The following is a 22,036-nucleotide window of genomic DNA, read 5'->3' on the forward strand; positions in this document are numbered from 1 at the left end:
TGGACCCGGGCGTTCCCGGGGCGCTTCCCGGCCATGCTCCGGATGCGGGTCACGCGGCGGCCGCGGACGGCCCGGAGGGAATGACCGAGCCGTTCAGAGGGTATTCACAAGGAGCGCCCGCGGTAACCGGACTCGGCCGACGCGCCTACTCCCCGTCAATTGCCGTCACTTAGCGGGATTTAGCCTCATAACCCGTTCCCGTACGAGCTGTTGGCCATGCATCGACCGGGCACCCATCTTGGTGTAGCGTCTCCCGCCAAAGGAGCGAGACCTGTGGGAAAGGCCCTGTGGGAAAGGCCCTTTGGCGGGCTTGTCCCGGGCTTGGCCCAGGCTTGTCCGCGGACACATTGTGTCATTCATTGGTGAATGACATGTGTGCGCGGTGCGAATCCCCGGCTCTCCTCCCGCCGTCCAGGCGCGTGCGAGCGAGGAGTCCAGGACATGATCAGGCTTCGGATGCGCGGTACCCGTGATCGCCGCCCCGCCTCGCCCGTGGGCCGCCCCGCACTCGTCGTCCTCGCCCTGCTGCTCTCCCTGCTGGCACTCTGCGCGATCCTGGCGCCCGACGCGCTGGGCGCGGCGAACGCGCCCGTCCCGGGGTCGCCGCTGGATGCCTACGACAAGCAACTCCCGTACGACATGGGGGTTCACAAGATCACCAGGCTGGCGGCGCTCATCGCGTACACCCTGATGGTGGCCACCGTGGTGCTCGGCGTGATGCTGCGGCTGCGGTTCCTGCAGCGCGCGGTGAACCGGGCGACCTTCTACGGCGCGCACATGACGCTCGCCCTGTCCACGATGATCTTCGGCTGCGTCCACGGGCTGTCCTTTCTCTACCAGCCCGTGTGGCGGATCGGCGCCCGCCAGTTGGTGGTCCCCTTCAGCGGCGGGGTGCAGCGGGTGCCCGTCGGCTTCGGCATCCTGGGCACGGAACTCGCGATCGCCGTCTCCTGCGCGGTCTGGCTGCAACGCCGCCTGGGATATCACCGCTGGCTGAGAACGCACCAATTCGCGTATGCCGCTTTCGCGCTGATCTGGCTGCACATCTTCTTCGTCCATCCCGAGCCGAGACATCTGAACCTGGTCTCGATCGGTGTCGCGGTCGGCGCGGTGACGGTTCTGCTGGTGTTCCTGATCCGCGCCTTCCCGTCCCGTTCCCGGCTTCGCGGTCGGGCCTTTCCCGGCGGAACCGGAGTCGTTGAATGACCTTTCCGCACAGCGCGTTTCCGGTGCCGGTTCCGGTGCCGGCGCCACCGCACCCGCCCGTCTCGTACGGGCCGCCCGCTCCCGTGCTGCACCCCGTCCCGGTGCCGCCGGGCGGCGTCGAGGTCAGACCCGTGGCCCCGCCCGTACCGGCCGTGCCCACCGAGGCGTTCGCACCGGCCCGCCCCGTCCTGGTGCCGGAGGCCGAGCCGGTACGGATCGGGGTGGACAACAACCGCTGCCGTATCTACGGCATCTGCCAGCAGGAGGCGCCCGAGGTGTTCCGTGTCTCCGAGGGCGGCTCGCTGCACTACACCCGCGGCGTCCCGGCCGAACTCGCCGCCCAGGCACGGCAGGCGGTGCGCTGCTGCCCCATGCAGGCGATCACCATCCACGGCGGCCAGACCCCCGGCGGCGCGCCCATGGGCGGTGGCCGCGCCGACCGCCGCCCGCTGCGCAGCGGAGCCGCCTCCCGTACCGGCCGCCGCCGTGTCGTCGTCGCGGGCGCCGGGCTCGCCGGGCTCAGCGCCGCCACCCGGCTGCGCGAACGCGGCTTCGACGGGGAGCTGGTGATCGTCGGCGAGGAGCGGCAACGCCCTTACAGCCGACCGCCGTTGTCCAAGCAGTATCTGTCGGGCGCGCTGACCGACAGTCAGCTCACCTTCCGCGCCGACGAGTCGCTCGACGCGCACTGGCTGCTCGGTACACCCGTCATCGGCCTCGACATGCACCGCAAGGCGCTGGAGCTGCGGGGCGGCGAGCGGCTCCCGTACGACGGGCTGGTGCTCGCCACCGGGGTGGACGCCCGCCGGCTGCCCGAGGCACCGCTGTTCACCGACCGGATCCGTACCGTGCGCACCCTCGGCGACGCCGCCGCCGTACGGCAGGCCATGCTGGCCGCGCGGGCCCGGCACGTGGTGATCGTCGGCGGCGGCTTCGTCGGCTGCGAGCTGGCCTGCACCGCGCGGGACCAGGGCATGGACGTCACCCTGGTGGTGCACAGCGCGCCCCTGCTGCGGCGGGTGCTGGGCGCCCGGGTCGGCGCGGTCGTCGCCGACCTCCAGCGCGAGGCCGGTGTGGCGCTGCGGCTCGGTACCCGGATCACCGACTGGCAGGACCACGGCGACGCGCTGCGGCTGGGACTGACCACGGGGGAGATGCTGACCTGCGACTTCGTCGTCCTCGGGCTCGGCAGCGAGCCGCGCACCGAGTGGCTGCGCGGCAGCGGCGTCGAGATCTCCGACGGGGTGCTGTGCGCGCCCACCACCCACGTGCGCGACGTCCACGGCCGGATCGTGCCGCACATCGTCGCCGCCGGGGATGTGGCGAGCTGGCCGAACGCGCGCTTCGACGAGCGGCCGCGGCGGGTCGAACACCTCATCCACGCCGTCGAGATGGGGCAGCACGCGGCGGACGCGCTGCTCCAGGGCCCGGGGCGGGCGGCGCGCTTCACCCCCGTGCCGCGCTTCTGGTCGGAGCAGCACGGGGTACGCATCCAGGCCGCGGGCATCCCGTCGCTCGGTTCCGACGTCGAGATCACCGAGGGTTCGCTGCGGTCCGGCCGGTTCCTGGCCCGCTACACGCGGCCCACCGCGTACGGTCCGCAGATCGTCGGGGCCGTCGCCTTCGACATGCCGCTGCGGTTGCTCGACTACCGCGACCAGATCGGCCGCACCCGGGCCAGACCTCCCACCGTCCACCGCGGGAGGCACCGATGAGCGGTGGCGCCCGCCGGGCCCGTCCGGCTCCCGCGGGCGGCCCCCTCTACCGCCTGCTGAGCCTGCCCGCCCGCCTGCACCTGCGCTGGCTGGTGATCGCCCTCCTCATGGCCGCGGCCGTCGCCCTCTACGGCCGCGTCCTGATGACGGCCCCACCCATGCCCCCCACCCGCGCCCCCCAAACCGGCACCCCGACCTCGGCCCCGCCGCCTGGGTGAGTCCGTGCCCCGTAGGGGCGCGGGGAACTGCGCGACCAGCCCATGACCGGGCTGCAGGTCACCACCGGCCCCAATGGGGCAGACGCGTTGTCTCCCGACCACCGGCCGGTGGGGGCGGGCCGCGCAGTTCCCCGCGCCCCTATCGGGGCACTACCGGCGTGCCCGGCGACGCAAGCGCAGCGCGCTTCCCCGCGCCCCTTCGGGGCACTCCGGTGCCTGGCCCTCCGCCAGCGCAGCGTGTGGCGGCCGGTGGCGGGCGCGGGCGGGGCGGGGGAGGGTGGAGGCAGAGGCGCCGAGGGACGGGAGGACGCCATGGAGACGATGCACGCGGTTCGCGGCCATCGGCGCGGCGGGCCGGAGCGGCTGCGGTACGAGGTGGCGCCGCGGCCCGCACCCGGCGCGGGGGAGGTGCTGGTCGAGGTACGGTCGGCGTCGATCACGCCGGGGGAGCTGGACTGGGACGCGACGTGGACCGACAGCCTGGACAGCGGTGGCGCGCTGCGACTGCCGATCGTGCCGTCCAAAGAGCTCTCCGGCGTCGTCGCGCGGGTCGGCGCGGACGTGACCGGGTGGCAGGAGGGCGACGATGTGTTCGGCCTGATCCCGTTCACCTGCGACGGCGCCGCCGCCGACTTCACCGCCGTACCCGCGGGAGTGCTGGCCCCCAAGCCGCCGGAGCTCGACTACGACCAGGCCGCCGCCCTGCCGCTGTCCGGCCTCACCGCGTGGCAGGCCCTGGTGCGCCACGGCGGGCTGCGCGAGGGGCAGCGGGTGCTGGTGCACGGCGGCGCGGGCGGCGTCGGCTGCTGCGCGGTGCAGATCGCGGCGGCGCTCGGCGCCACCGTGGCGGCCACGGCCTCCGCCCAGGACACCGCCTTCGTCAGGGAACTGGGCGCCGAGCGGGTCGTCGACTACGCGAACGAGCGTTTCGAGGAGCAGCTCGCCGACATGGACCTGGTGCTCGACACCGTCGGCGGCGACACCCAGACGCGCTCCTGGCAAGTGCTGAGCCCCGGCGGCACCCTGGTGAGCGTCGCGTCACCGCCCGCCGCGGAAGGCCCCGGCGGGGCACGCGGCGTCTTCTTCGTCGTCGAACCCGACCGCGGCGACCTCGACGAGCTGAGCCGCCTGGTCACCGCCGGCCGCCTGACCCCACTCGTCGCCCGCGTCGTCCCGCTCTCCGAGGCCGGCGCGGCCTACACGGCACTCGACCAGCCGCACCGCCGCGGCAAGACCGTCCTGAAGGTGTCGTGACGCCCCCACGACCCATCAGGACAGCGCGGCCCGCAGCCGCAGCCACCTCCGAGCCGGGCATGCCAGACCATCCGGAACCCCAGCTCCGGCAACTCCACGGGCGCCGGGAACCACCACAGCCCGAGCCCCAACCGCCCAACAGGTCGGACCTCTGTCCCGGTGACCGAGCCCCGACGCCCCCCCCGCGCGACCCTTCGCGCCCGTCGACCGCAGCGCCGCTGCCGCGCCCGTCCGGCGAGCAACAGCCGTACGCCGCCCACGCCGTACCGGCACAGGCTGCGGGAACTGCGGGGCGCTCGCGTGCCCCGCGACTCGATCCCCCGACGCGGCTCGCCCGCCACCCCGCGGCCCGCCCGCAACCCCGCCGCTCGCCCGCAACCTCAGCGTCCTCCGCGTGCCCGGCGCAGTGACAATCCCAGGAGGGCGGCCGCTGCCGCTGGGGGGAGCCACCAGGCGTTGATGCCGAGGTGGGTGAGGGCGGCGGTGGTGGCGAGGGCGGTGGCGATGCCCGCGGCGACGCGCCAGTCGTCGCCGACGACGAAGTCGTACCAGAAGCGGCCGAAGGCGCGGAGCCAGGTCATGCGGTGTCCAGGGGGGTGCGGCGCAGGAGCGCGGTGTAGCCGAGGGCGAGCAGGGCGGTGGCGGGGACCAGGGCGAGCAGGGCGGCGTCGGAGCCCGGCCAGTGGGCGCCCGCGCCCTCCGCGGACCAGAACGCGCCGAAGGCGGTGAGCATGATGCCGACGGCGAACTTCATGGTGTTCTCGGGGACCCGCGCGAGCGGAGCCCGCACCGCGAAGCCGAGGCCGGCGACGGCCAGCACCGCGGCGAGGGCGCCCACGGCGGCCAGCGGCACGTTGCGCTGGTTGCTGCCGAAGGTGATCACCAGGAAGGCGACTTCGAGCCCTTCGAGGAAGACCCCCTTGAAGGCCAGCGTGAAGGCGTACCAGTCGCGTACGGCCCCGCGCCCGCCCGTCGCGGCCTCGCGGGACCGCGCGACCGCCTTCTCGTAGGCGGCGGTCTCGTCCCGTACCGCCTTGAGCCCGGCGGCCCGCAGCACCGCCTTGCGCAGCCACTGCAGTCCGAAGACCAGCAGCAGGGCGCCGACCAGCAGCCGTAGCGCGCCGAGCGGGATCTGCCCGACGGCCGGGCCGAGGGCCGCGACGGTGGCGGCCAGGACCACCAGCGCGGCGGCGGTGCCCTGGAACGCCGAGCGCCAGTCCCGGCCGGTGCCCGCGGCGAGCACGATCGTCAGCGCCTCGACCGCTTCCACGGCGCACGCCACGAAGACGGTGAGGACCAGCACGATGTCGTTCACGCCGTGCGACCTCCGGATCGGGACCGCGGCAGCGGACCGGTGACGTTGTCTACGCGGTTGTAGACGCCGCGTCTGCCCCGAGTGTGCCACGCCACCCGCGCCACGCGCACGGGCCCCGGGCCCCCGCTCTTGGCGACGGGGCCCGGCGGCCCGTGGTCACGGCCGGAGGCCGCCCGCCGGCCCCTGCCGCCGGGCGGTCACCGGGCCGCCGCTCTCAGGTGATCACCAGGTCGGCGCTGCGCTGCCCGAGCAGTGTGGTGCCCTGCCGGAGGGTCACCGTGACGGTCAGCCGGTCCGCGGTGCAGCCGGACAGGACCAGATAGCCGGTGGAGGTGGTGACACGCGTGTACGGCGCGAAGCTGACCGAGCGCAGGAACGGGTCGAGGATCGGGCAGCCCTGCGGCACGCCGCCGGACGCGTCCGCGCCCCAGCGCGCCGTCCAGGTCTCGGTGACCGCCTGCGTCACGCCCGTGCAGTTGGTCGCGGTCAGCGCCGCTTGGGAGGTCTGGCCGGGGGCCACTTGAGCGGGGCTGAAGGCCAGGCTGTTGATCCGGACGACGCCGGAGCACGTGGCGGGCGGGGCGGTCACGGCCGCCGGGGCGGCGGCCGCCACCGGGCCGCCGGCCAGCAGCACCGTGGCGCCGGCGGCGGCCGCCAGGAGCGCGGAGAGTCTGCGCAGCACATCGATTCCTTCCACACAGGGGCGGCGCGCAGGCGCAGTTGCCCGCCCGTACCGTCGGATGCGACACCAAAGTGCGGGCGAGTCGGGCGAGTTGGCAATGGCGGGGCGGCGCGGCGGGCTTGGCCTAGACCTGAACCGGCCGGATTCGTACGGGTGGCGCCGCCGCCGTCCGTGATCGGCTGATGGCAGGCTGTCCCCATGAAGGATGATCACCCCGCGGCGCCACCGGCCCTGCTGGAACCCGAAATTCCGTACCCGCCAGTAGAGCCGGTCGGACGGCCCCGCCGATGTAACTGTCACGGAATCAGGAATTCCGTGGCGGATCCGGCCACCCCCCGGATATTTAGCCGAATTTGACCGCAAAGCCGCTGCGTGCGAAAACTCCTGGCCGTCGCGCGGCGACTGTCACGGAGCCCCTCCGCACACCGTCAAATCCCGGACAGCCTTCGGTACGGAAGAAGGGATCGGTCTCCTTCCGCACCGAAACGGGGGGATCATTCGTACGGAGACCCTCGCGGTCCCCGGCGGCACCCTCGCCGGGGAACACGAGGGTCACCGCCTGATGCAAGGTCCGACCCACACCCATGGCCGAAGGCCTGAAAGGCTCCCATGAAAGCTGAGATCGCAGTGCCCAACGGGGCCCGGCACGCCCGGATTCTCGGCGTCGGCGCGTACCGCCCGCGGCGGGTCGTCGACAACGACGAGGTGTGCCGCTTCATCGACTCCTCGGACGAGTGGATCCGCTCCAGAACGGGCATCGTGACCCGTCGCTGGGCCGGTCCCGACGAGACCCTGGGGGTGATGGCCGAGCAGGCCGCCAACAAGGCCATCGCGGCGGCCGGCCTCACTCCGGACCAGATCGACTGTGTGATCACTGCCACTTTCACCCACCTCATGCAGACCCCGGCGATCTCCACCGAGATCGCCCACCGGATCGGCGCGACCGGCGCGGCGGCGTTCGACATCACGGCGGGCTGCGCGGGCTTCGTGCACGGCGTGGTGCTCGCCTCCGACGCCGTACGCAGCCGCGGCGGCCATGTGCTCGTCGTCGGCGTGGAGCGGATGACCGATCTGCTGGACATGAAGGACCGCTCGACGGCCTTCATCTTCGGCGACGGCGCGGGTGCGGTGGTGATCGGACCCTCCGACACCCCCGGCATCGGTCCCGCCGTCTGGGGCGCGGACGGCTCGCAGGCCGACGCGATCGCCCAGACCGCCCCCTGGGACGTGCTCAAGGACGATCCCACGCACGAGTTCCCCGTGATGCGCCAGGACGGCCAGCGGGTCTTCCGCTGGGCGGTCTACGAGATGGCGAAGGTCGCCAAGCAGGCGCTCGACGCGGCCGGTATCGGCCCCGACGACCTCGACGCCTTCATCCCGCACCAGGCCAACGAGCGGATCATCGACAGCATGAGCCGCTCGATCGGCATCCCGGCGCAGGTCGTCGTCGCCAAGGACATCGTGACCAACGGCAACACCTCGGGCGCCTCCATCCCGCAGGCCATCGAGGCGGTTCTCGAATCAGGCGCGGCCGCCACCGGCGACACCGCGCTGCTTCTCGGCTACGGCTCCGGACTGTCGTACGCAGCGGTGGTCGCCACCCTGCCCTGACGCACAGCGCGAAGCCCGCGCGCTACCGCCACCGCACGCGGGGGGCTGGTGGTTCGTACCGCGCGGGCCGCCGGGGCTCACAACGAGCCCCGGGGGCCCTCCGCATGACCACCGTCACACCATCGTCACAGCCGTCGTAGTCACAGTCGCACGCGCGAATGACTCTACGTATCAACGGAATTGCTCGAAGTGACGTGGCTCCATGTGACGACGAAAGCGGGTACCTCGTGAAAGCCCTGGTCACCACGGACGACGGCGACACCGGACTGCGACTCGACCCGGTCGCGGACCCCGAACCCCGCGCCGGGCAGGCGCTCGTGGCGGTCAGCGCGGTGGGTGTGAACCGCGGGGACCTGTCGATTCTCGGCCAACTTCCGCCCGGTTCACGGCTCGGCTGGGATGTCGCGGGCACGGTGATCAGGGCCGCGCCCGACGGCAGCGGCCCCGCCCGCGGCACCCGGGTGCTCGGACTCGCCGACCGGGACGGCTGGGCCGAACGCGTCGCCCTGGGCACCGGCCGGCTGGCCCGGCTGCCCGACTCCCTGGACTGGCAGTCCGCCGCCGCCCTGCCGGTGGCCGGACTCACCGCGCTCTACGCCCTCCAGCGCGCGGGCCGCCTGGTCGGCCGTACGGTCCTGGTCACGGGCGCGGGCGGCGGCGTCGGCCGGGCCGCGGTCCAACTCGCCTCCGCCGCGGGCGCGAAGGTCATCGCCTGGGTCGGCTCACCGGAACGGGCGCAGGGGCTCGCCGCGTTGGGCGCGGACCACGTGGCCACGTACGGCGAGGACCCGCGCGAGCCCGTCGACATCCTGCTCGACAGCTGCGGCGGCGAGGTGCTGACCAGCGCCTTCGAGACGGTCACCGCGGGCGGTTCGGTGGTCTGCTACGGCAACACCGCCCGCGCGGATCTGCGGCTGCCGCGCGACTGGGGCCATGCCCGGCCCGGGGTGAGCCTGCACGCCGTCGCGCTCTTCGACGAGGTCACCCGCCGCGACGTCGCCCACGACCTCGCCTTCCTCGTCCAACTCGTCACCGAGGGCCGCCTGGACCCCCAGGTGGCACGGGTCGTCGACTGGACCGACCCGGCCCCGGTGCTACGGGACCTGGCCGAGCGCAGGCTCAACGGAAAAGCGGTGCTGGCGCTGTGAACCGCGCGCCCGCACCGCCCTCGTCACCCCGTCGGAGAAGAACTACCCCTGCGCCCAGGGCGACTGCTTCTGGTACTTCGGCCGCCACGCCTTGCGGTAGAGCAGCCTGATCGGCGGCGGCACCAGCGCGAGCACCTTGCGCTCACTGCTCTCCGGCATGCCGTCGAGCAGCCACGGGAAGAACGTGGCCGCGCCCTTGGTGCCGACCTGGCGGCGCTGGTCCTCGCCGAAGCGCTCCCAGTCCTCCTTGCTCAGCACCGCGTCCACCAGCGGCAGACCGGCGGTCTCCTCATGGTCGAGATGGGCCGTGAGGACCTTCGACAGCTCCTCCACGTCGGCCAGCAGCCGGGCGGTGCCGCCCGACTTCAGCTTGCTGTCGATCGCCTCCAGCAGCGGGTCGAGCGCGGAGTGCTCGGCGGTCATCGCCTCCAGCAGCGCGAGCCGCTCGGGGTCCGAGCCCGCCGCCCGGCGGACCGGCGGCCACAGCACATTGTCCTCGGAGGTGTGATGCACTGTCAGGTAGTAGGTGAAAGTGGTCCAACCGGCCCGGAAGGCCCGTAGATCGCCGGTCCTGCCGTCCGCGGCCGCCACCAGCCGTGTCAGATCACGCCGGAACGCGTCGTGCGCCGCGTACATCATGGTGAAGTCAAGCTTGGACTGCGCAGCGGATGCGGTGTTGGTACTCATGCGTTGCCTCCTCGAAGTGCGTGCGCGGGTACGTGATCAGATGGTGGCACCGAGCCCTGTCACGGCAATTGCTTCCGGGGAAACCCGCACCGCACGCGGGGCGGCGTCGCGCGCCGTCGCCACGGCGAAACCCCCGTCGTTGTACGGGAGTTGGTGTCCGCTATTCCTGGAATCCGCCCAAAATTGGCATGCCCATCCTCATGGTAGGGACAAGGATCCGTTAAGTTCGTTTACCACTTGCGGTCAACGGCCCCCGGAAAACGGGAAATACGCCGCGCGGGAAAATTACCGGTCGGTCACCGGTGACCCGTCCCCGGAGCCCCCGGCGGCGATGCCCAGCGCCGCGCCGAGCGCCGCCTCCAGCCGGGGCGCGGTGAACTCCCGTACCCAGGTGAGGTACTCGCCCGACGTGCTGCGCGGCTCCACCTCGACGAGCATGATCAGGTAGAGGTAGCAGCGGTACAGGGCGATCCGCCGCCGCGCCCCCTCGTCGAAGCGGGTGAGCCCGCCGCCGAGGCCGTAGCCCTCCAGGAAGGCCGTGTCCTCCTCGACATCGGTGTGCAGCAGGGACAGTGACGCGAAGTCGGCCAGCGGGTCGCCCCAGAACATCCGCTCGCCGTCGATCAGACCGGTGATGGCCCGGCCGCCCACCGGGCCGTCGACCAGGATGTTGCCCGGCCACAGGTCGAAGTGGACCAGCGCGGGGACGGTGACCTCGTCGAGCACGGGCGCGGCGGCGGCCAGTGCCGCCCGGATCACCGCGGCGGGGGCGGGCAGCCAGGCGCCGTACCGCTCGGCGTCGTCGAGCACCGCGTCGGTCATCGCGGTGAACGCGGGCCGCCACCGGCCGTCCAGCGGCGCGAGGGTCTGCGCCGGATAACCGAAGCCGGGCCCCGTGACCGCGTGCAGCCGCGCCAGCAGCCCGCCGAGCGCGTACCGCAGCCGGTCCTGCTCAGGGCCCGAGATCGCCTTCTGCTCCCCGAACCACGGGACGCCGGGGGAGTGCGTCATCAGCAGGTACGGCGTCGCCGCCGGGTCGCCGCCGCCGTCCGGCTCGACCCGCGCGTGCACGACCCGGGGCGCGGGCACGCCGCCCGCCGCGGCGGCCGAGGCGTAGAACTGCGCCTCGCCGCGCAGCAGTTCGTGCTCATAGGCCAGCTTCGGGGCCCGCTCGGACGGCGGGACCTTGAGCACCAGGCTGGTGCCGTCCGTGAGTTCGACCCGGTGCAGGGTGTTGTACGTGCCGCCCGCCAGCGGCACCAGCGCGGCGATCCGCTCGGCCGGTATCCCTGCGGTGGCCAGCAGAGCCGTCGCGGCGGGCGCCTGCGCGCCGCCGTCCTGCCGGTCGTCCCGCCGCTCGTCCTGGTCGTTCCGCGTCTGCGGAGCCATCCGCCCTCCCCGTGGTCCGGTCCCGTACGCACCCCCGCGTGGCGGGTACGGCCTCGCACCCTACGCCGTCGCCGGATCCCGGCCGACGGCGGTGAGCGCGGAGCGGACGCGGCGGCCCCGCGGTCTCACCCGGTGGAGTGCGGCGTCTGCGGCGGGCGGGTGCTTCTCGCGAGTGTCGCGATTAATGCGCCTCAGCAACGGTCATAGCATCTGAAAATAGGACTAACGCGGGCTCCGGTGGCAACCGGGGCGGCAGCGGAAGGAGCGCCATGACCGAGCGGGCGGGCCGGTGGAGCGCGTGGCGGCCGGATGACGACGACCCCGTGCACCCGGGCGACCTCGGCGACCCGGGCGAGGGCGGCCCGGACACACCGGGTGACCGCCCGCGGCGCAAACGGCGACGGCTGCCACGCCTGCTGCCGTGGAAGCACAAACGCGACCTGACGCCCGCTCAGCGCCGCCGCAGGAAGCTGGCCACCCGCAGCGCCACGGGCGTCTGCCTGCTGTGCGTCGGCACCGTCGGCTGGTCGGTCGGCAAGGCGCTGACCTACCCGGGCAAGGACAGCACCGCGGCCCGGCTCGCCGAGTGGGCGCGCGACCACGACCTGGGTGTGGTGGTCGACAAGCTGGAGGACGTCCAGTACAAGATGAACCCGCCCGCGGTCGGCGGCACCCTCTCCGCCGAAGCGCTGGCCCGGATGAACGCCACCGCGCCCGCCGCGGGCACCGGCGCCGTCGGCCCGCTGGGCACCGGGCACACCGCGGGAGCGCCGCTGCTACCGCTGCGGCCCCCGATGGCGCCCCTGGTCGACCCCGCCCTGCCCGGCGAGGGCGTCTACCGCACCCTGGCCACCGCGCGCGGCGTGCCGATCGTGCAGGGGACGTACGTACGCCCCGACGGCGAGCACACCTCCTACGAGGCCGCCGTCGCGTGGATCAGCGGAAAATACGCGCGCTTCCAGCTCCACCCCGGCTTCCGCGAGCCCGGCGGCACCTTCTCCGTGCCGCCCAACATCCCCAAGGGGCAGCGCACCGGCCTGGTGGCCACCTGGAACGGCGGCTTCCGCATCACCGACGGCGGCTCGCGCGGCGGCTTCTACCTCGACGGCCGGACCGCGGGCGAGCTGCGCGACGGCGCCGCCTCCGAGGTCTTCTACAAGGACGGCTCGATCAGGATCGGCGTCTGGGGCCGGGACGCGCACATGACCCCCGACGTGGTCGGCGTCCGCCAGTGCCTGGAGCTGATGGTCGACGGCGGTCGGGTCGTCCCCGACATCGGCGACGACTCCAAGTGGGGCGTCACCGACCAGAGCCGGATGTACGTACCGCGCTCGGGCGTCGGCGTCACCGCCCAGGGCGACGTCATCATGGTCGTCGGCCAGGCGCTGACCGCGCAGACCCTCGCCCAGCTCATGCAGCGCGCCGGCGCGGTACGGGCCATGCCGCTGGACATGAACCGCGCCTGGCCGTCGTTCATGTCCTACGACGGCAGCCACGACCCGGCCGACCCCAAGCCCACCAACATCCTGGACTTCGAGGATCCGCCGGACCGCTACTACACCCTGGCCACCCGCGACTTCGTGGCCGTCTACGCCCGCTGACCCGCGCGGTGGCCGCCACGGTCAGGCCGCCGTCCTCACACCCGGCGCTCGGCGGCCGCGGTCTCGGCGAAGGCGCGGATCCTGGCGGTGGCCCGGGAGGCGCGCCACACCGGGCCCCAGTCCAGCGGCGGGGTGTCGTGGAAGGGCAGATAGACCACGTCGGGGCGGGCGTGGAAGCGGGTGGCGTGCGCGCCGACCGGGAACACGCCCTGGCCGGCCCCGACCAGGGTGAGGATCTCCTGGAAGGTCGCCGCCGAGCGCCCGACCGGGATCGGGCGCCCCGCCGGGGTCAGCCGCGGCGAGTCCGGCTCGCGCCAGTGGTCGGGCAGCGAGCAGGGCGCCTGCAGCACCTCGGTACGGGCCAGGTCCTCCACCGAGACCGAACCCCGGGCGGTGAAGGGGTGCCCCGCGGGCACCGCGAGCATCCGCGGTTCCGACAGCAGCACCGGGCCGTTGGCCAGATCGGGTCCGGACAGCGGCAGGCAGGCGATCAGCACCTCCAGCTCGTCGGCGCGCAGCCGCTCCAGCGCCTCGCCCATCTGGACCTCGCGGATCTCCACGTCGCAGTCCGGGTAGCGGTCGCGGAACCGGTCGGTGGCCCGCACCAGGAGCTGGCCCGCCGCGGCGCCCACGAAACCCACCCGCAGCAGGCCGGTGACCCCGCGGCCCGCGGCGACCGCCGCCGCCAGCGCGGCGTCGAGCCGCTCGAAGGCGGGCCGCAGGTCGTCGTGGAGCCGCTGCCCGATCGGGGTGAGCACCACGCTGCGGCTGGTGCGTTCGAACAGCGGGGCGCCCACCCGGCGTTCGAGCTTGCTGATCACCTGGCTGACCCGGGCGGTGGTCACCCGCAGCCGCATCGCGGTCCGCCCGAAGTGCAGTTCCTCGGCGAGGGTCAGGAACGCCTCGATCTCGTACCGCTCCATGACCGGCTCCCCTCCGCCCGCGTCGTTTCCGATCTTGCCGTTAAATCATACTTAACAATCCTTCCCGGAAATCCCGTTGATCCACTCGAGGCCACGACGGAGAGTGGCACGCATGTACACCACCCTTGATCGCGCGCTGGCCGCCCGCACTCCCGAGGCCGCCGTCCAGGAACTGCGCGACCGCACCGAGATTGTCGACGCGCTCTACCGCTTCGGGCTCGGGCAGGACCTGCGGGACCGTGCGCTGTTCGCGTCGGCGTTCGCGCCCGACGCCGAGCTCGACTTCCGTCCCGCGGTGGCCCGTTGGGGCGGCGAGAGCGCGTTGATGACCGGGCGCGACGCCATCGTCGACGCCATCCTCGCGATGTTCGCCGACCGCGTCGAGACCACCCACATCGTCACCAACCCCCGGGTGGAGGTGGCCGCCGACCGGCGGACCGCCCGGCTGACGGCGATGGTCGAGGCCCAGCACCTGCTCACCGCCGACCACGCGCGGCACGCCCTTCTGAAGAACCGTTACGCCGTGGGCCTGGTCCGCGACGGCGACCGCTGGCTGATGCGGACCGTCCATATCGACAACGTCTGGTTCACCGGCGACCCGGCGGCGATCTTCGGCGGCTGAGCGGTACCCCGGCGGGACCTTGACATGATCGACGGGGCTGCCTAGCGTCACATCGCATCTGTATGTGACTGAGATTCATGTACGAGAACGCGCACAGCGACTTCAGGGGAGCGGACCGTGCCGGAGCAGGGGCAGCAGCAGCGTCGTGTGGTCGTGTCGGGCGGGGGAACGGGCATCGGCCGGGCCACCGCCGAGGCGTTCGCCGCCGACGGTGACCAGGTGATCATCCTCGGCCGCCGCGAGGAGGTGCTGCGCGGCGCGGCGGAGGAGATCAACGCGGCGTACGGCAAGGGCCTCGTCGACTGGTTCGCGGCCGACCTCACCGAGCCGGAGCAGGTGCGCGCCGCCGCGGCCTTCGCCACCGGCGACGGGCCGGTCGACGTCATCGTCACCAACGCGGGCGGCAACGTGGCCTCCGGCGACGACGGCACCCTGGAAAGCATCGCCGACGGCTACCGCCGCAACTTCGCGGCCAACGTACTCACCGCGGTCCTGCTCACCGAGGCGCTGCTGCCGCACGTACGGCGCCCTGGCGGCCGGATCGTCCACCTGTCGTCGATCGCGGCCGTGCGCGGCCCCGGCTCGTACGGCGGCGCGAAGGCGGCCGTGCACGCGTACACCTTCGAACTCGCCCAGCGGGTCGGCAAGGAGGGCATCACCGTCAACGCGGTCGCCCCCGGATTCGTGGGCGACACCGAGTTCTTCGGCGACCGCGCCACCCCGGAGTTCATCGCCGTGCGGGTCGCCCAGTCCCTCACCGGCCAGGGCGGGCGGCCCAGCGAGATCGCCGCGGCCATCAAGCACCTCGCCGCGCCCGAGGCCGCCTACACCACCGGGCAGATCATGCACGTCAACGGCGGCGCGATGCTCGGCCGCTGACCTGCCGGACCGTGCCCCCGGCCCTGACGCGACCCGCCCGCTATCCGCTCGCTCACCGGGGCGGGCGGGTCGTAGGCTCGGGGCATGGCGGGAAACACGGGCAAGGCGGCGAAGGCGGGAACGCCGGGCACGGGCGGCGGCGGTGGCGGCGCGAGCACCACGGGCGGCACCGTGCGGGTCGACGCCTGGATCTGGGGCGTACGCCTGACCAAGACGCGCGCGCTCGCCGCGGCAGCCTGCCGGGCAGGCCACGTACGCGTCAACGGCGAGCGGGTCAAGCCCGCGCAGGCGCTACGGCCCGGTGACGAGGTACGGCTGCACCACGACGGCCGCGAGCGGATCGTCGTGGTCTCCCGGCTGCTCAACAAGCGGGTCGGCGCGGCGATCGCCGCCGAGTGCTTCATCGACAACAGCCCCCCGCCGCCGCCACGCGAGGACGTCCTCGCCATGGGCCTGCGCGACCGCGGCGCCGGCCGCCCCACCAAGCGCGACCGCCGCGAGCTGGAACGCCTCCACGGCCGCCGCCCGCGGCCGGCGGCCGACTGACCCATGGCGGCCGTCACCACCGGCACACCGGCCGCGGTCTTCGAGGAGTACCGGCCGCTGCTGACGGGCCTGGCCTACCGGCTGCTGGGCAGCATGTGGGACGCCGAGGACATCGTCCAGGAGGCGTATCTGCGCTGGACGCGGACCGACACCACACAGGTCCGCGAGCCGCGTGCCTTCCTGGTCACCGTCGTCTCCCGGCTCGCCCTCGACCAGCTCCGCTCCGCCCGGGTCACGCGCGAGGCGTATGTCGGCCCCTGGCTGCCCGAACCGGTGGACAGCCGGAGCGTCGGCCCGCTGGACACGGCGGAGCTGCGCGACACCCTCGCCTACGCCACCTTGCACCTGATGGAGCGTCTGACGCCGCCCGAGCGTGCGGTGTTCGTGCTGCGCGAGGCGTTCGAGCTGCCCTACGACACCCTCGCGGAGATCGTCGGCACCACGCCCGCCAACTGCCGCCAGCTCCACCACCGGGCGGCCAAGCGCCTGGCGGACGAGCGCGTCGGCGGCGGCGACTCGCGCCCAAGTGCGTCGCGCACCGGCAGGTCGGGCGCCGCCCCCTCGCGCGAACACGCCCTGCTCGTCAGCCGGTTCATCGACGCCGCCCGCGACGGCGACCTCGAAGGGCTGACCGCGCTGCTCAGCGAGGACGTGGTCGCGTGGAACGACGGCGGCGGCAAGGTGCGCGCCGCGCTGCGCCCGGTCGTCGGCCGTGCGCGCGTCCTGGCCTTCGTCACCGGCCTGTTGGAGCGGTACTCCTTCGAGGACCTGCGCCTCACCGAGGCCAACGGCCAGCCCGCACTTCGGCTCGCCCTCGACGGCCGGGAGCAGGTCACCCTGTTCGACATCCGCGAAGACGGCCTCGTGCACGGGGTGTTCGCGGTCCTCAACCCCGACAAGCTCGGCCACCTCGCCCCCGGGTGACGGCGAGGGCGGTCGCGGCGGTCCTCAGTACGACTGGAACTCCAGCAGAGTGCCGTCCGGGTCGCGGAGGTGCGCGGTGCGCATCCCGGGACCCCACTCGGGGCGGTCGGCGGGGGCGGTGACGGGCTCGGCGCCGTGCCGCAGGCAGAGGTCGTACGCCGCGGCCACGTCCGGGACCCGGCTGACCAGCATGGCGCCGTCCTGGGCGGGCGCCGCCCGCCCGGGGAGGCCCGAGGTGCCGACGACCGCGGCCATCGCCGCCCGGTCGAAGAGCATCAGCACCCCCTGGTCGTCGACGTCCCAGCTCGCGTACGGCCCCTGCGCCGTGCCACGCGTCAGACGCGCGCCGGTCAGCGGCGGCAGGACAGCGTCGTAGAAGCGGAAGGTGTCGGCGAACCGGCTGACCAGCAGCCGGGGGTGGAGCGCGTCCATGGCGGACCTCTCGGGTCGGGGAGGCGTAGGGGCCGCACCGGATATTAGTAGGTGAGCACCCATCATTGGTCTCAGCCTACAATAGGCCCCATGAACGGGACACCGCCGACGCTCACCGCGCTCACCACGTACCTCCTGTCGCGTACCGGCAAGACCGCGCGTGGCCGGCTCGCGGCCGAACTGGGCGACCAGGGACTGCGGTTGTGGCACATGGCGGTGCTCGCCGCCCTCGCCGACTTCGGCCCGCACGCGCAGCGCGAACTCGCCGAACGCCTGGACATCGACCCCAGCGACATCGTCAAGGTGCTCGACGAACTGGCCGTCCGCGGACATGTCGAGCGCTCCCGCGACCCCGCCGACCGGCGGCGGGTCCGGGTCACCCTCACCCCCGCGGGCGCCGCCGCCCTCGCCGGGCTCACCGGGCGGGCCGAGGCCGTCCAGGACGCGGTGCTCGCGCCCCTCGGCACCGAGGAGCGGGCGGTCCTGCACGCGCTGCTGCTGCGGGTGTACGAAGGAGACGGCGCCGCGCGCTGACCCCGCGGGCGCGGTGGACCCTCGCCCGACGAAACTTGCAGTGCTAGTTTGCGGGGTGGCGGCCCCACCCACCGCCGCCGCCCGCCCCCGCGCGACCCGCGGGGCGCTTGTCACCGCCACGCCACGAGGAGCACGCGATGCGCCCAGTCCACTTCGCCGCCGCCCGCCGCACCCCCATCGGCCGACTGCGCGGCGCCCTGTCGACCGTGCGCCCCGACGACCTGGCCGCCGCCGTCCTTCGCGGCCTGCTCGACACCGTCCCGCAGCTCGACCCGGCCCGCGTCGACGACGTCTACTGGGGCGCCGCCAACCAGGCGGGCGAGGACAACCGCAACGTGGCCCGGATGGCCGTACTCCTGGCCGGACTGCCCGACAGCGTCCCCGGCGCCACCGTCAACCGGCTGTGCGCCTCGGGACTGGAGGCCGTCACCTCCGCCGCCCGGATGATCGCCGCCGGTGAGGCCGACATCGTCCTGGCGGGCGGCTCCGAGTCGATGAGCCGCGCCCCCTTCGTCCTCCCGCGCCCCGACGAGGCGCTGCCGCACACCCTGCAGACCTACGACACCCGGCTCGGCTGGCGGCTCACCAACGAGCGGATGCCCGCGCTGCACGGCGTGCTGTCGATGGGCGAGACCGCGGAGGAGGTCGCCGTGCGCCACGGGATCAGCCGCGAGGACCAGGACGCGTTCGCGCTGCGCAGCCACCGCAACGCCGCCGCCGCCCGCAAGAACGGCCTCTTCGACGCCGAGATCCTCCCCGTCACCAGGCCCGACGGCGTCGTCGTCAGCCAGGACGAGTCGATCCGCGAGGACACCACCGCGGAACGCCTGGCCGCCCTCAAGCCGGTCTTCCGCAAGGACGGCACCGGCACCGTCACCGCGGGCAACGCCTCACCCATGAACGACGGCGCCGCCGCGCTCCTGCTGGTCAGCGAGGACGCGCTGCGCGAGCTCGGCCTGGAGTCCCTCGGTCGCTACGCCGCGGGCGCCAGCGCCGGAGTCCACCCCGACGTGATGGGCATCGGGCCGGTCCCCGCCACCCGCCGCGTCCTGGCCCGCCTCGGCCGCACCGTCGACGACCTGGACGCCGCGGAGTTCAACGAGGCGTTCGCCGCCCAAGCGCTGGCCTCGGTCCGCGCACTCGGCGTCGACCCCGAGCTGGTCAACCCCGACGGCGGCGCCATCGCCCTCGGCCACCCCCTCGGCTGCTCCGGCGCCCGTATCCTCACCACCCTGCTGCACCGCATGCACCGCACCGGCGCCCGCAGGGGCCTGGCCACCATGTGCGTCGGCGTCGGGCAGGGCAGCGCCGTCCTCGTCGACCGCGACTGACCGCCATCGGGCGTGGCGCCGTACGTGACCGGCGCCACGCCCGCCACGGCGGTCCGTCGCGGGAAATCCCGGTGCCGACCGACGGTGTCTGGGAGAATTCGATCTGTGCATATACGAATGCGGGGACGCGGACAGGGGCCGGTGCGCACACCCGCCCGCGGGCGGGTACGCGGACGGGCCGACGCACGTTGACCGGCACCGGCGCGGGCGGCCCGCAGCTCCTCGCGATCAGCGACCTGCACGTCGGCTACCCGGCCAACCGGCTGATCGTGGAGCGGCTGCGGCCGGAAACGGACGAGGACTGGCTGATCGTCGCGGGTGACGTGGGGGAGACCTTCTCCGACATCATCTGGGCGCTCACCACCCTCAAGCAGCACTTCTCCACCGTCATCTGGCTGCCCGGCAACCATGAGCTGTGGACCCCGACCTCCGACCCCGTACAGCTGCGCGGCGAGGCGCGCTACCACCACCTCGTCGACGAGATCCGCCGGATCGGCGTCCTCACCCCCGAGGACCCCTATCCGCTGTGGGAGGGCGAGACCGGCCCGGTCGCCGTCGTCCCCATGTTCCTGCTGTACGACTACACGTGGCGCGACGGCACCCCCGGCGCCACCACCAAGGAAGCCGCCCTCGCCCATTCCACGGAGCTCGGTGTGGTCTGCAGCGACGAGCGGTTCCTGCACCCCGACCCGTACCCCGGCATCGACGACTGGTCCCGCGCCCGCGTCGCGCTGACCGAGCGCCGCCTCGAAGCGCTCGACCCCTCGCTGCCCACCGTGCTCGCCAACCACTTCCCGCTGCACCGCGAACCCACCGCGATCCTGCGCTACCCGTCCTTCGCCCTGTGGTGCGGCACCGAGCAGACCGAGCAGTGGCACACCCGCTTCCGCGCCACCGAGGTCGTCTACGGGCATCTGCACATCCCGCGGATCATCCGCCGCGACGGCGTCCGCTTCACCGAGGTCTCGCTGGGCTACCCCCGCGAGTGGGGGCGGCGCGAGAGCGGCCCCGCGGGACCGCGGCGCATCCTCGCCGGACGGCAGGGAGTCCGCCGGTGATCGAGCACGTGGTGCCCGCGGCCGTCAGCACCCGGGCGGCCTACGGCGCCGAACTCGACGACGCGCCGCTCTTCCCCGAGGAGGCCGGAGCTGTCGCCAAGGCCGTCGCCAAGCGGCGCGCCGAATACGCCGCCGGACGCGCCTGCGCCCGGACAGCGCTCTCCGCGCTGGGCATCCCGCCAGGACCGATCCTGCGCGACACCGAGCGCGGCGCCCCGATCTGGCCGGACGGCGTCGTCGGCAGCATCACCCACTGCGACGGATACCGCGCCGCGGCCGTCGCCCGCACCCCCGACATCCTCACCCTCGGCATCGACGCCGAGCCGCACGGGCCGCTGCCCGACGGCGTCCTCGACGTCATCCTCGCCACCCCGCACGAGCGTGCCTCCCTCGCCGCCCTCACCGCGCAGGCGCCCCAAGTCCGCTGGGACCGGCTGCTGTTCAGCGCCAAGGAGACGGTCTACAAGGCGTGGTATCCCTTCCACCGCCGGATGCTCGACTTCAAGTCCGCCGAACTCCTCTTCACCCCGGACGAGTCCGAGGACCCCGGGCACGGCGGCTACACCGCCCGCCTGCTCGTCCCCGGCCCGCTGCTCACCGACGAACTGCGTCTGGCGCACTTCTCCGGCCGCTATCTGGCCCGCGACGGCTTCGTGGTCACGGCCATCACCGTCCAGCACGACGACGTGAAGTAACGCGGGGCACCCCGGAGTTCAGGCCGACGCGCGGCGGACCAGGGTGGTCTTGAAGATGACCGAACGCGTCTGCTGCGCCGGGTCGTCGATCAGCGCCATCAGCAGCCGCGCCATCTCGGCGGCCATGTCCTCGACCGGCTGGCGGACCGTGGTGAGCAGCGGCCTGGAGGCCAGCGCGGCGCTGCTGTCGTCGAAGCCGACGACCGCCACGTCCTCGGGCACCCGCCTGCCCTGGTCGCGCAGCACCAGCAGGGCGCCCTGGGCCATCAGGTCGTTGGCGACGAACACCCCGTCGGTGTCGGGGTGCTGGGACAGCAGCTCCTTCATCGCCTGCTCGCCGCCCTGCTGGGTGAAGCCGCCCTCGACGCTCGGCACATACGCGTAGCCGTGCTCGGCCATCGCCTCGCGGAAGCCCGCCAGCCGGTCCTGGCCCGCGGGGGAGTCGTACGGGCCGGCGATGGTGGTGATCCGGCGGCAGCCGCGCGCGAGCAGATGCTCGGCGGCGAGTTTCGCGCCCGCCTGCTGGGCGACGTCGACATAACTGATCGGGATCGGCGTGGCGGGCCGGGCGAAGAGCACTGTCGGCAGCCCCGCCTCGGTCAGCAGGAACGGCAGCGGGTCACCCGGCGCTATCGACACCAGCACCACGCCGTCGATGTGCTCCTGGCGCAGGTTGTTCACCAGCGCGCGCCGCGCGTCCTCGGAGTCGGCGAGCATCAGCACCGGGTGCACCCCGCGCGGGCGCAGCACGGTGAGCAGTCCGCCCACGATCCGGCCGAAGAACGGGTCGCTGAACACCTGCCCGAGGAACGGGTCGTCGGCGGCGTGGTGATCGGGTACCGAGAAGACCAGCGCGACCGAGTCGGTGCGCCGCGTCACCAGCGAACGCGCCGCGCGGTTGGGCACATAGCCGGTGGCGGCCACCGCGTCCTGGACGATCTTCTGGATCTCCGGGTCGACGTTGCGCGTCCCGTTGACCACGCGCGACACCGTCGCCCGCGACACGCCCGCGGACCGCGCGACGTCTTCCAGGGTGGGCAGGCGTGGCCCGGCAGGACGGCTGCTCGTCATGGTGCAGTTATACCATGGGTGGGAGAGCGCTCTCCCATCCAATGCGCTGATGGGGCGGGGTACGGCGGCCCCCCACAGGCCGCCGTACCCCGCCCCGCTTGGGTGAGCGGTGACGGCTCAAGTACGGAAGAGCGTCGGGTAGGGAGAGAGTGTTAAAACGAGAGTCTAGATCTCTGGGTGGGCCGTAGCGTTAGA

23 protein-coding genes are annotated in these 22,036 nt (G+C 73.4%); 15 read left to right on the forward strand and 8 right to left on the reverse strand.

The features are described from left to right. Positions 1–441 precede the first annotated feature (441 nt). The 4 genes from AB0M29_RS27245 to AB0M29_RS27260 all read left to right on the forward strand — a co-directional run bounded on the left by AB0M29_RS27245 (position 442) and on the right by AB0M29_RS27260 (position 4,393). On the forward strand, positions 442–1,206 hold the full coding sequence (locus tag AB0M29_RS27245) for a ferric reductase-like transmembrane domain-containing protein (protein ID WP_365387108.1): 765 nt from the start codon (positions 442–444) through the stop codon (positions 1,204–1,206). Continuing rightward, positions 1,203–2,921: an FAD-dependent oxidoreductase gene (locus AB0M29_RS27250; RefSeq protein ID WP_365387110.1), complete on the forward strand. Its 1,719-nt coding sequence runs from the start codon at positions 1,203–1,205 to the stop codon at positions 2,919–2,921. Before AB0M29_RS27245 ends, AB0M29_RS27250 begins: the two co-directional genes overlap by 4 nt. Next, on the forward strand, positions 2,918–3,139 hold the full coding sequence (locus tag AB0M29_RS27255) for a hypothetical protein (RefSeq protein ID WP_365387113.1): 222 nt from the start codon (positions 2,918–2,920) through the stop codon (positions 3,137–3,139). Before AB0M29_RS27250 ends, AB0M29_RS27255 begins: the two co-directional genes overlap by 4 nt. A 312-nt stretch (positions 3,140–3,451) precedes the next feature. Next, a complete protein-coding gene (locus AB0M29_RS27260) occupies positions 3,452–4,393 on the forward strand; it encodes an NADP-dependent oxidoreductase (RefSeq protein ID WP_365387114.1) in 942 nt (313 codons plus the stop codon). 380 nt (positions 4,394–4,773) lie between these two features. On the opposite strand, the gene AB0M29_RS27265 is transcribed toward AB0M29_RS27260, so the two are convergent. The 3 genes from AB0M29_RS27265 to AB0M29_RS27275 form a co-directional block, all read right to left on the reverse strand. After that, complete coding sequence (locus AB0M29_RS27265; RefSeq protein ID WP_365387116.1) at positions 4,774–4,974, reverse strand: hypothetical protein; 201 nt, start codon at positions 4,972–4,974, stop codon at positions 4,774–4,776. Then, positions 4,971–5,708, reverse strand: a complete 738-nt coding sequence (locus AB0M29_RS27270) for a hypothetical protein (RefSeq protein WP_365387117.1) — start codon at positions 5,706–5,708, stop codon at positions 4,971–4,973. Before AB0M29_RS27270 ends, AB0M29_RS27265 begins: the two co-directional genes overlap by 4 nt. Before the next feature lie 214 nt (positions 5,709–5,922). Then, positions 5,923–6,390 (reverse strand): hypothetical protein, encoded by a 468-nt coding sequence (locus AB0M29_RS27275; protein WP_365387119.1) that lies wholly within the window; start codon positions 6,388–6,390, stop codon positions 5,923–5,925. Between the two features lie 609 nt (positions 6,391–6,999). On the opposite strand from AB0M29_RS27275, the gene AB0M29_RS27280 reads away from it, so the two are divergent. Together AB0M29_RS27280 and AB0M29_RS27285 are read left to right on the forward strand one after the other, a co-directional pair. Beyond that, a complete protein-coding gene (locus tag AB0M29_RS27280) occupies positions 7,000–8,001 on the forward strand; it encodes a beta-ketoacyl-ACP synthase III (protein ID WP_365387121.1) in 1,002 nt (333 codons plus the stop codon). A 227-nt stretch (positions 8,002–8,228) separates the two neighbouring features. Next, on the forward strand, positions 8,229–9,149 hold the full coding sequence (locus AB0M29_RS27285) for a zinc-binding dehydrogenase (RefSeq protein ID WP_365387123.1): 921 nt from the start codon (positions 8,229–8,231) through the stop codon (positions 9,147–9,149). A 42-nt stretch (positions 9,150–9,191) separates the two neighbouring features. Here AB0M29_RS27285 and AB0M29_RS27290 read toward each other — a convergent pair whose 3' ends face one another. Together AB0M29_RS27290 and AB0M29_RS27295 are read right to left on the reverse strand one after the other, a co-directional pair. Further along, positions 9,192–9,836, reverse strand: coding sequence for a hemerythrin domain-containing protein (locus AB0M29_RS27290; protein WP_365387125.1), 645 nt, complete (start codon positions 9,834–9,836; stop codon positions 9,192–9,194). A gap of 285 nt (positions 9,837–10,121) precedes the next feature. Further along, entirely contained in the window at positions 10,122–11,225 is a 1,104-nt protein-coding gene (locus tag AB0M29_RS27295) for an aminoglycoside phosphotransferase family protein (protein ID WP_365387126.1), read from the reverse strand. 269 nt (positions 11,226–11,494) lie between these two features. Here AB0M29_RS27295 and AB0M29_RS27300 point away from each other — a divergent pair, with 269 nt between their 5' ends. Continuing rightward, positions 11,495–12,826: a phosphodiester glycosidase family protein gene (locus AB0M29_RS27300; RefSeq protein ID WP_365387129.1), complete on the forward strand. Its 1,332-nt coding sequence runs from the start codon at positions 11,495–11,497 to the stop codon at positions 12,824–12,826. A gap of 35 nt (positions 12,827–12,861) precedes the next feature. Here the strand turns inward: AB0M29_RS27300 and AB0M29_RS27305 are convergent, their stop codons facing one another. After that, positions 12,862–13,749, reverse strand: coding sequence for a LysR family transcriptional regulator (locus AB0M29_RS27305; RefSeq protein WP_365387130.1), 888 nt, complete (start codon positions 13,747–13,749; stop codon positions 12,862–12,864). Positions 13,750–13,861: 112 nt separating this feature from the next. Here AB0M29_RS27305 and AB0M29_RS27310 point away from each other — a divergent pair, with 112 nt between their 5' ends. From AB0M29_RS27310 to sigJ, 4 genes are all read left to right on the forward strand, one after another. Then, on the forward strand, positions 13,862–14,371 hold the full coding sequence (locus tag AB0M29_RS27310; protein WP_365387132.1) for a nuclear transport factor 2 family protein: 510 nt from the start codon (positions 13,862–13,864) through the stop codon (positions 14,369–14,371). A gap of 117 nt (positions 14,372–14,488) precedes the next feature. After that, positions 14,489–15,250 (forward strand): SDR family oxidoreductase, encoded by a 762-nt coding sequence (locus tag AB0M29_RS27315; RefSeq protein WP_365387134.1) that lies wholly within the window; start codon positions 14,489–14,491, stop codon positions 15,248–15,250. 84 nt (positions 15,251–15,334) lie between these two features. Continuing rightward, positions 15,335–15,796 carry a S4 domain-containing protein gene (locus AB0M29_RS27320; RefSeq protein ID WP_365387137.1) on the forward strand — a complete coding sequence of 154 codons (462 nt, stop codon included), beginning with the start codon at positions 15,335–15,337 and terminating at the stop codon, positions 15,794–15,796. A gap of 3 nt (positions 15,797–15,799) precedes the next feature. Further along, the gene (sigJ, locus tag AB0M29_RS27325; protein WP_365387139.1) at positions 15,800–16,720 is read left to right on the forward strand and encodes an RNA polymerase sigma factor SigJ; all 921 of its coding nucleotides are present in this window, start codon (positions 15,800–15,802) and stop codon (positions 16,718–16,720) included. Positions 16,721–16,744: 24 nt separating this feature from the next. Here sigJ and AB0M29_RS27330 read toward each other — a convergent pair whose 3' ends face one another. Beyond that, positions 16,745–17,152, reverse strand: coding sequence for a VOC family protein (locus AB0M29_RS27330; RefSeq protein ID WP_365387141.1), 408 nt, complete (start codon positions 17,150–17,152; stop codon positions 16,745–16,747). A gap of 90 nt (positions 17,153–17,242) precedes the next feature. Here AB0M29_RS27330 and AB0M29_RS27335 point away from each other — a divergent pair, with 90 nt between their 5' ends. From AB0M29_RS27335 to AB0M29_RS27350, 4 genes are all read left to right on the forward strand, one after another. After that, positions 17,243–17,686 carry a MarR family winged helix-turn-helix transcriptional regulator gene (locus tag AB0M29_RS27335; protein ID WP_365387143.1) on the forward strand — a complete coding sequence of 148 codons (444 nt, stop codon included), beginning with the start codon at positions 17,243–17,245 and terminating at the stop codon, positions 17,684–17,686. Between the two features lie 137 nt (positions 17,687–17,823). After that, the gene (locus AB0M29_RS27340) at positions 17,824–19,017 is read left to right on the forward strand and encodes an acetyl-CoA C-acyltransferase (RefSeq protein WP_365387145.1); all 1,194 of its coding nucleotides are present in this window, start codon (positions 17,824–17,826) and stop codon (positions 19,015–19,017) included. Positions 19,018–19,205: 188 nt separating this feature from the next. Beyond that, positions 19,206–20,075 (forward strand): metallophosphoesterase, encoded by an 870-nt coding sequence (locus AB0M29_RS27345; protein ID WP_365387148.1) that lies wholly within the window; start codon positions 19,206–19,208, stop codon positions 20,073–20,075. Then, positions 20,072–20,770: a 4'-phosphopantetheinyl transferase superfamily protein gene (locus AB0M29_RS27350; protein WP_365387150.1), complete on the forward strand. Its 699-nt coding sequence runs from the start codon at positions 20,072–20,074 to the stop codon at positions 20,768–20,770. Before AB0M29_RS27345 ends, AB0M29_RS27350 begins: the two co-directional genes overlap by 4 nt. Positions 20,771–20,788: 18 nt before the next feature. Here AB0M29_RS27350 and AB0M29_RS27355 read toward each other — a convergent pair whose 3' ends face one another. Continuing rightward, positions 20,789–21,841: a LacI family DNA-binding transcriptional regulator gene (locus tag AB0M29_RS27355; RefSeq protein WP_365387152.1), complete on the reverse strand. Its 1,053-nt coding sequence runs from the start codon at positions 21,839–21,841 to the stop codon at positions 20,789–20,791. Positions 21,842–22,036 lie beyond the last annotated feature (195 nt).

It is taken from the genome of Streptomyces sp. NPDC051976, assembly GCF_040680795.1.
GTDB lineage: Bacteria > Actinomycetota > Actinomycetes > Streptomycetales > Streptomycetaceae > Actinacidiphila.

What these genes read in the sequence shown, in the direction of transcription:
- AB0M29_RS27245 (WP_365387108.1), top strand. Translation starts at nt 442, where the DNA reads ATGATCAGGCTTCGGATGCGCGGTACCCGTGATCGCCGCCCCGCCTCG.
- AB0M29_RS27250 (WP_365387110.1), top strand. Translation starts at nt 1,203, where the DNA reads ATGACCTTTCCGCACAGCGCGTTTCCGGTGCCGGTTCCGGTGCCGGCG.
- AB0M29_RS27255 (WP_365387113.1), top strand. Translation starts at nt 2,918, where the DNA reads ATGAGCGGTGGCGCCCGCCGGGCCCGTCCGGCTCCCGCGGGCGGCCCC.
- AB0M29_RS27260 (WP_365387114.1), top strand. Translation starts at nt 3,452, where the DNA reads ATGGAGACGATGCACGCGGTTCGCGGCCATCGGCGCGGCGGGCCGGAG.
- AB0M29_RS27265 (WP_365387116.1), bottom strand. Translation starts at nt 4,974, where the DNA reads ATGACCTGGCTCCGCGCCTTCGGCCGCTTCTGGTACGACTTCGTCGTC.
- AB0M29_RS27280 (WP_365387121.1), top strand. Translation starts at nt 7,000, where the DNA reads ATGAAAGCTGAGATCGCAGTGCCCAACGGGGCCCGGCACGCCCGGATT.
- AB0M29_RS27290 (WP_365387125.1), bottom strand. Translation starts at nt 9,836, where the DNA reads ATGAGTACCAACACCGCATCCGCTGCGCAGTCCAAGCTTGACTTCACC.
- AB0M29_RS27295 (WP_365387126.1), bottom strand. Translation starts at nt 11,225, where the DNA reads ATGGCTCCGCAGACGCGGAACGACCAGGACGAGCGGCGGGACGACCGG.
- AB0M29_RS27300 (WP_365387129.1), top strand. Translation starts at nt 11,495, where the DNA reads ATGACCGAGCGGGCGGGCCGGTGGAGCGCGTGGCGGCCGGATGACGAC.
- AB0M29_RS27305 (WP_365387130.1), bottom strand. Translation starts at nt 13,749, where the DNA reads ATGGAGCGGTACGAGATCGAGGCGTTCCTGACCCTCGCCGAGGAACTG.
- AB0M29_RS27310 (WP_365387132.1), top strand. Translation starts at nt 13,862, where the DNA reads ATGTACACCACCCTTGATCGCGCGCTGGCCGCCCGCACTCCCGAGGCC.
- AB0M29_RS27320 (WP_365387137.1), top strand. Translation starts at nt 15,335, where the DNA reads ATGGCGGGAAACACGGGCAAGGCGGCGAAGGCGGGAACGCCGGGCACG.
- sigJ (WP_365387139.1), top strand. Translation starts at nt 15,800, where the DNA reads ATGGCGGCCGTCACCACCGGCACACCGGCCGCGGTCTTCGAGGAGTAC.
- AB0M29_RS27330 (WP_365387141.1), bottom strand. Translation starts at nt 17,152, where the DNA reads ATGGACGCGCTCCACCCCCGGCTGCTGGTCAGCCGGTTCGCCGACACC.
- AB0M29_RS27335 (WP_365387143.1), top strand. Translation starts at nt 17,243, where the DNA reads ATGAACGGGACACCGCCGACGCTCACCGCGCTCACCACGTACCTCCTG.
- AB0M29_RS27340 (WP_365387145.1), top strand. Translation starts at nt 17,824, where the DNA reads ATGCGCCCAGTCCACTTCGCCGCCGCCCGCCGCACCCCCATCGGCCGA.
- AB0M29_RS27355 (WP_365387152.1), bottom strand. Translation starts at nt 21,841, where the DNA reads ATGACGAGCAGCCGTCCTGCCGGGCCACGCCTGCCCACCCTGGAAGAC.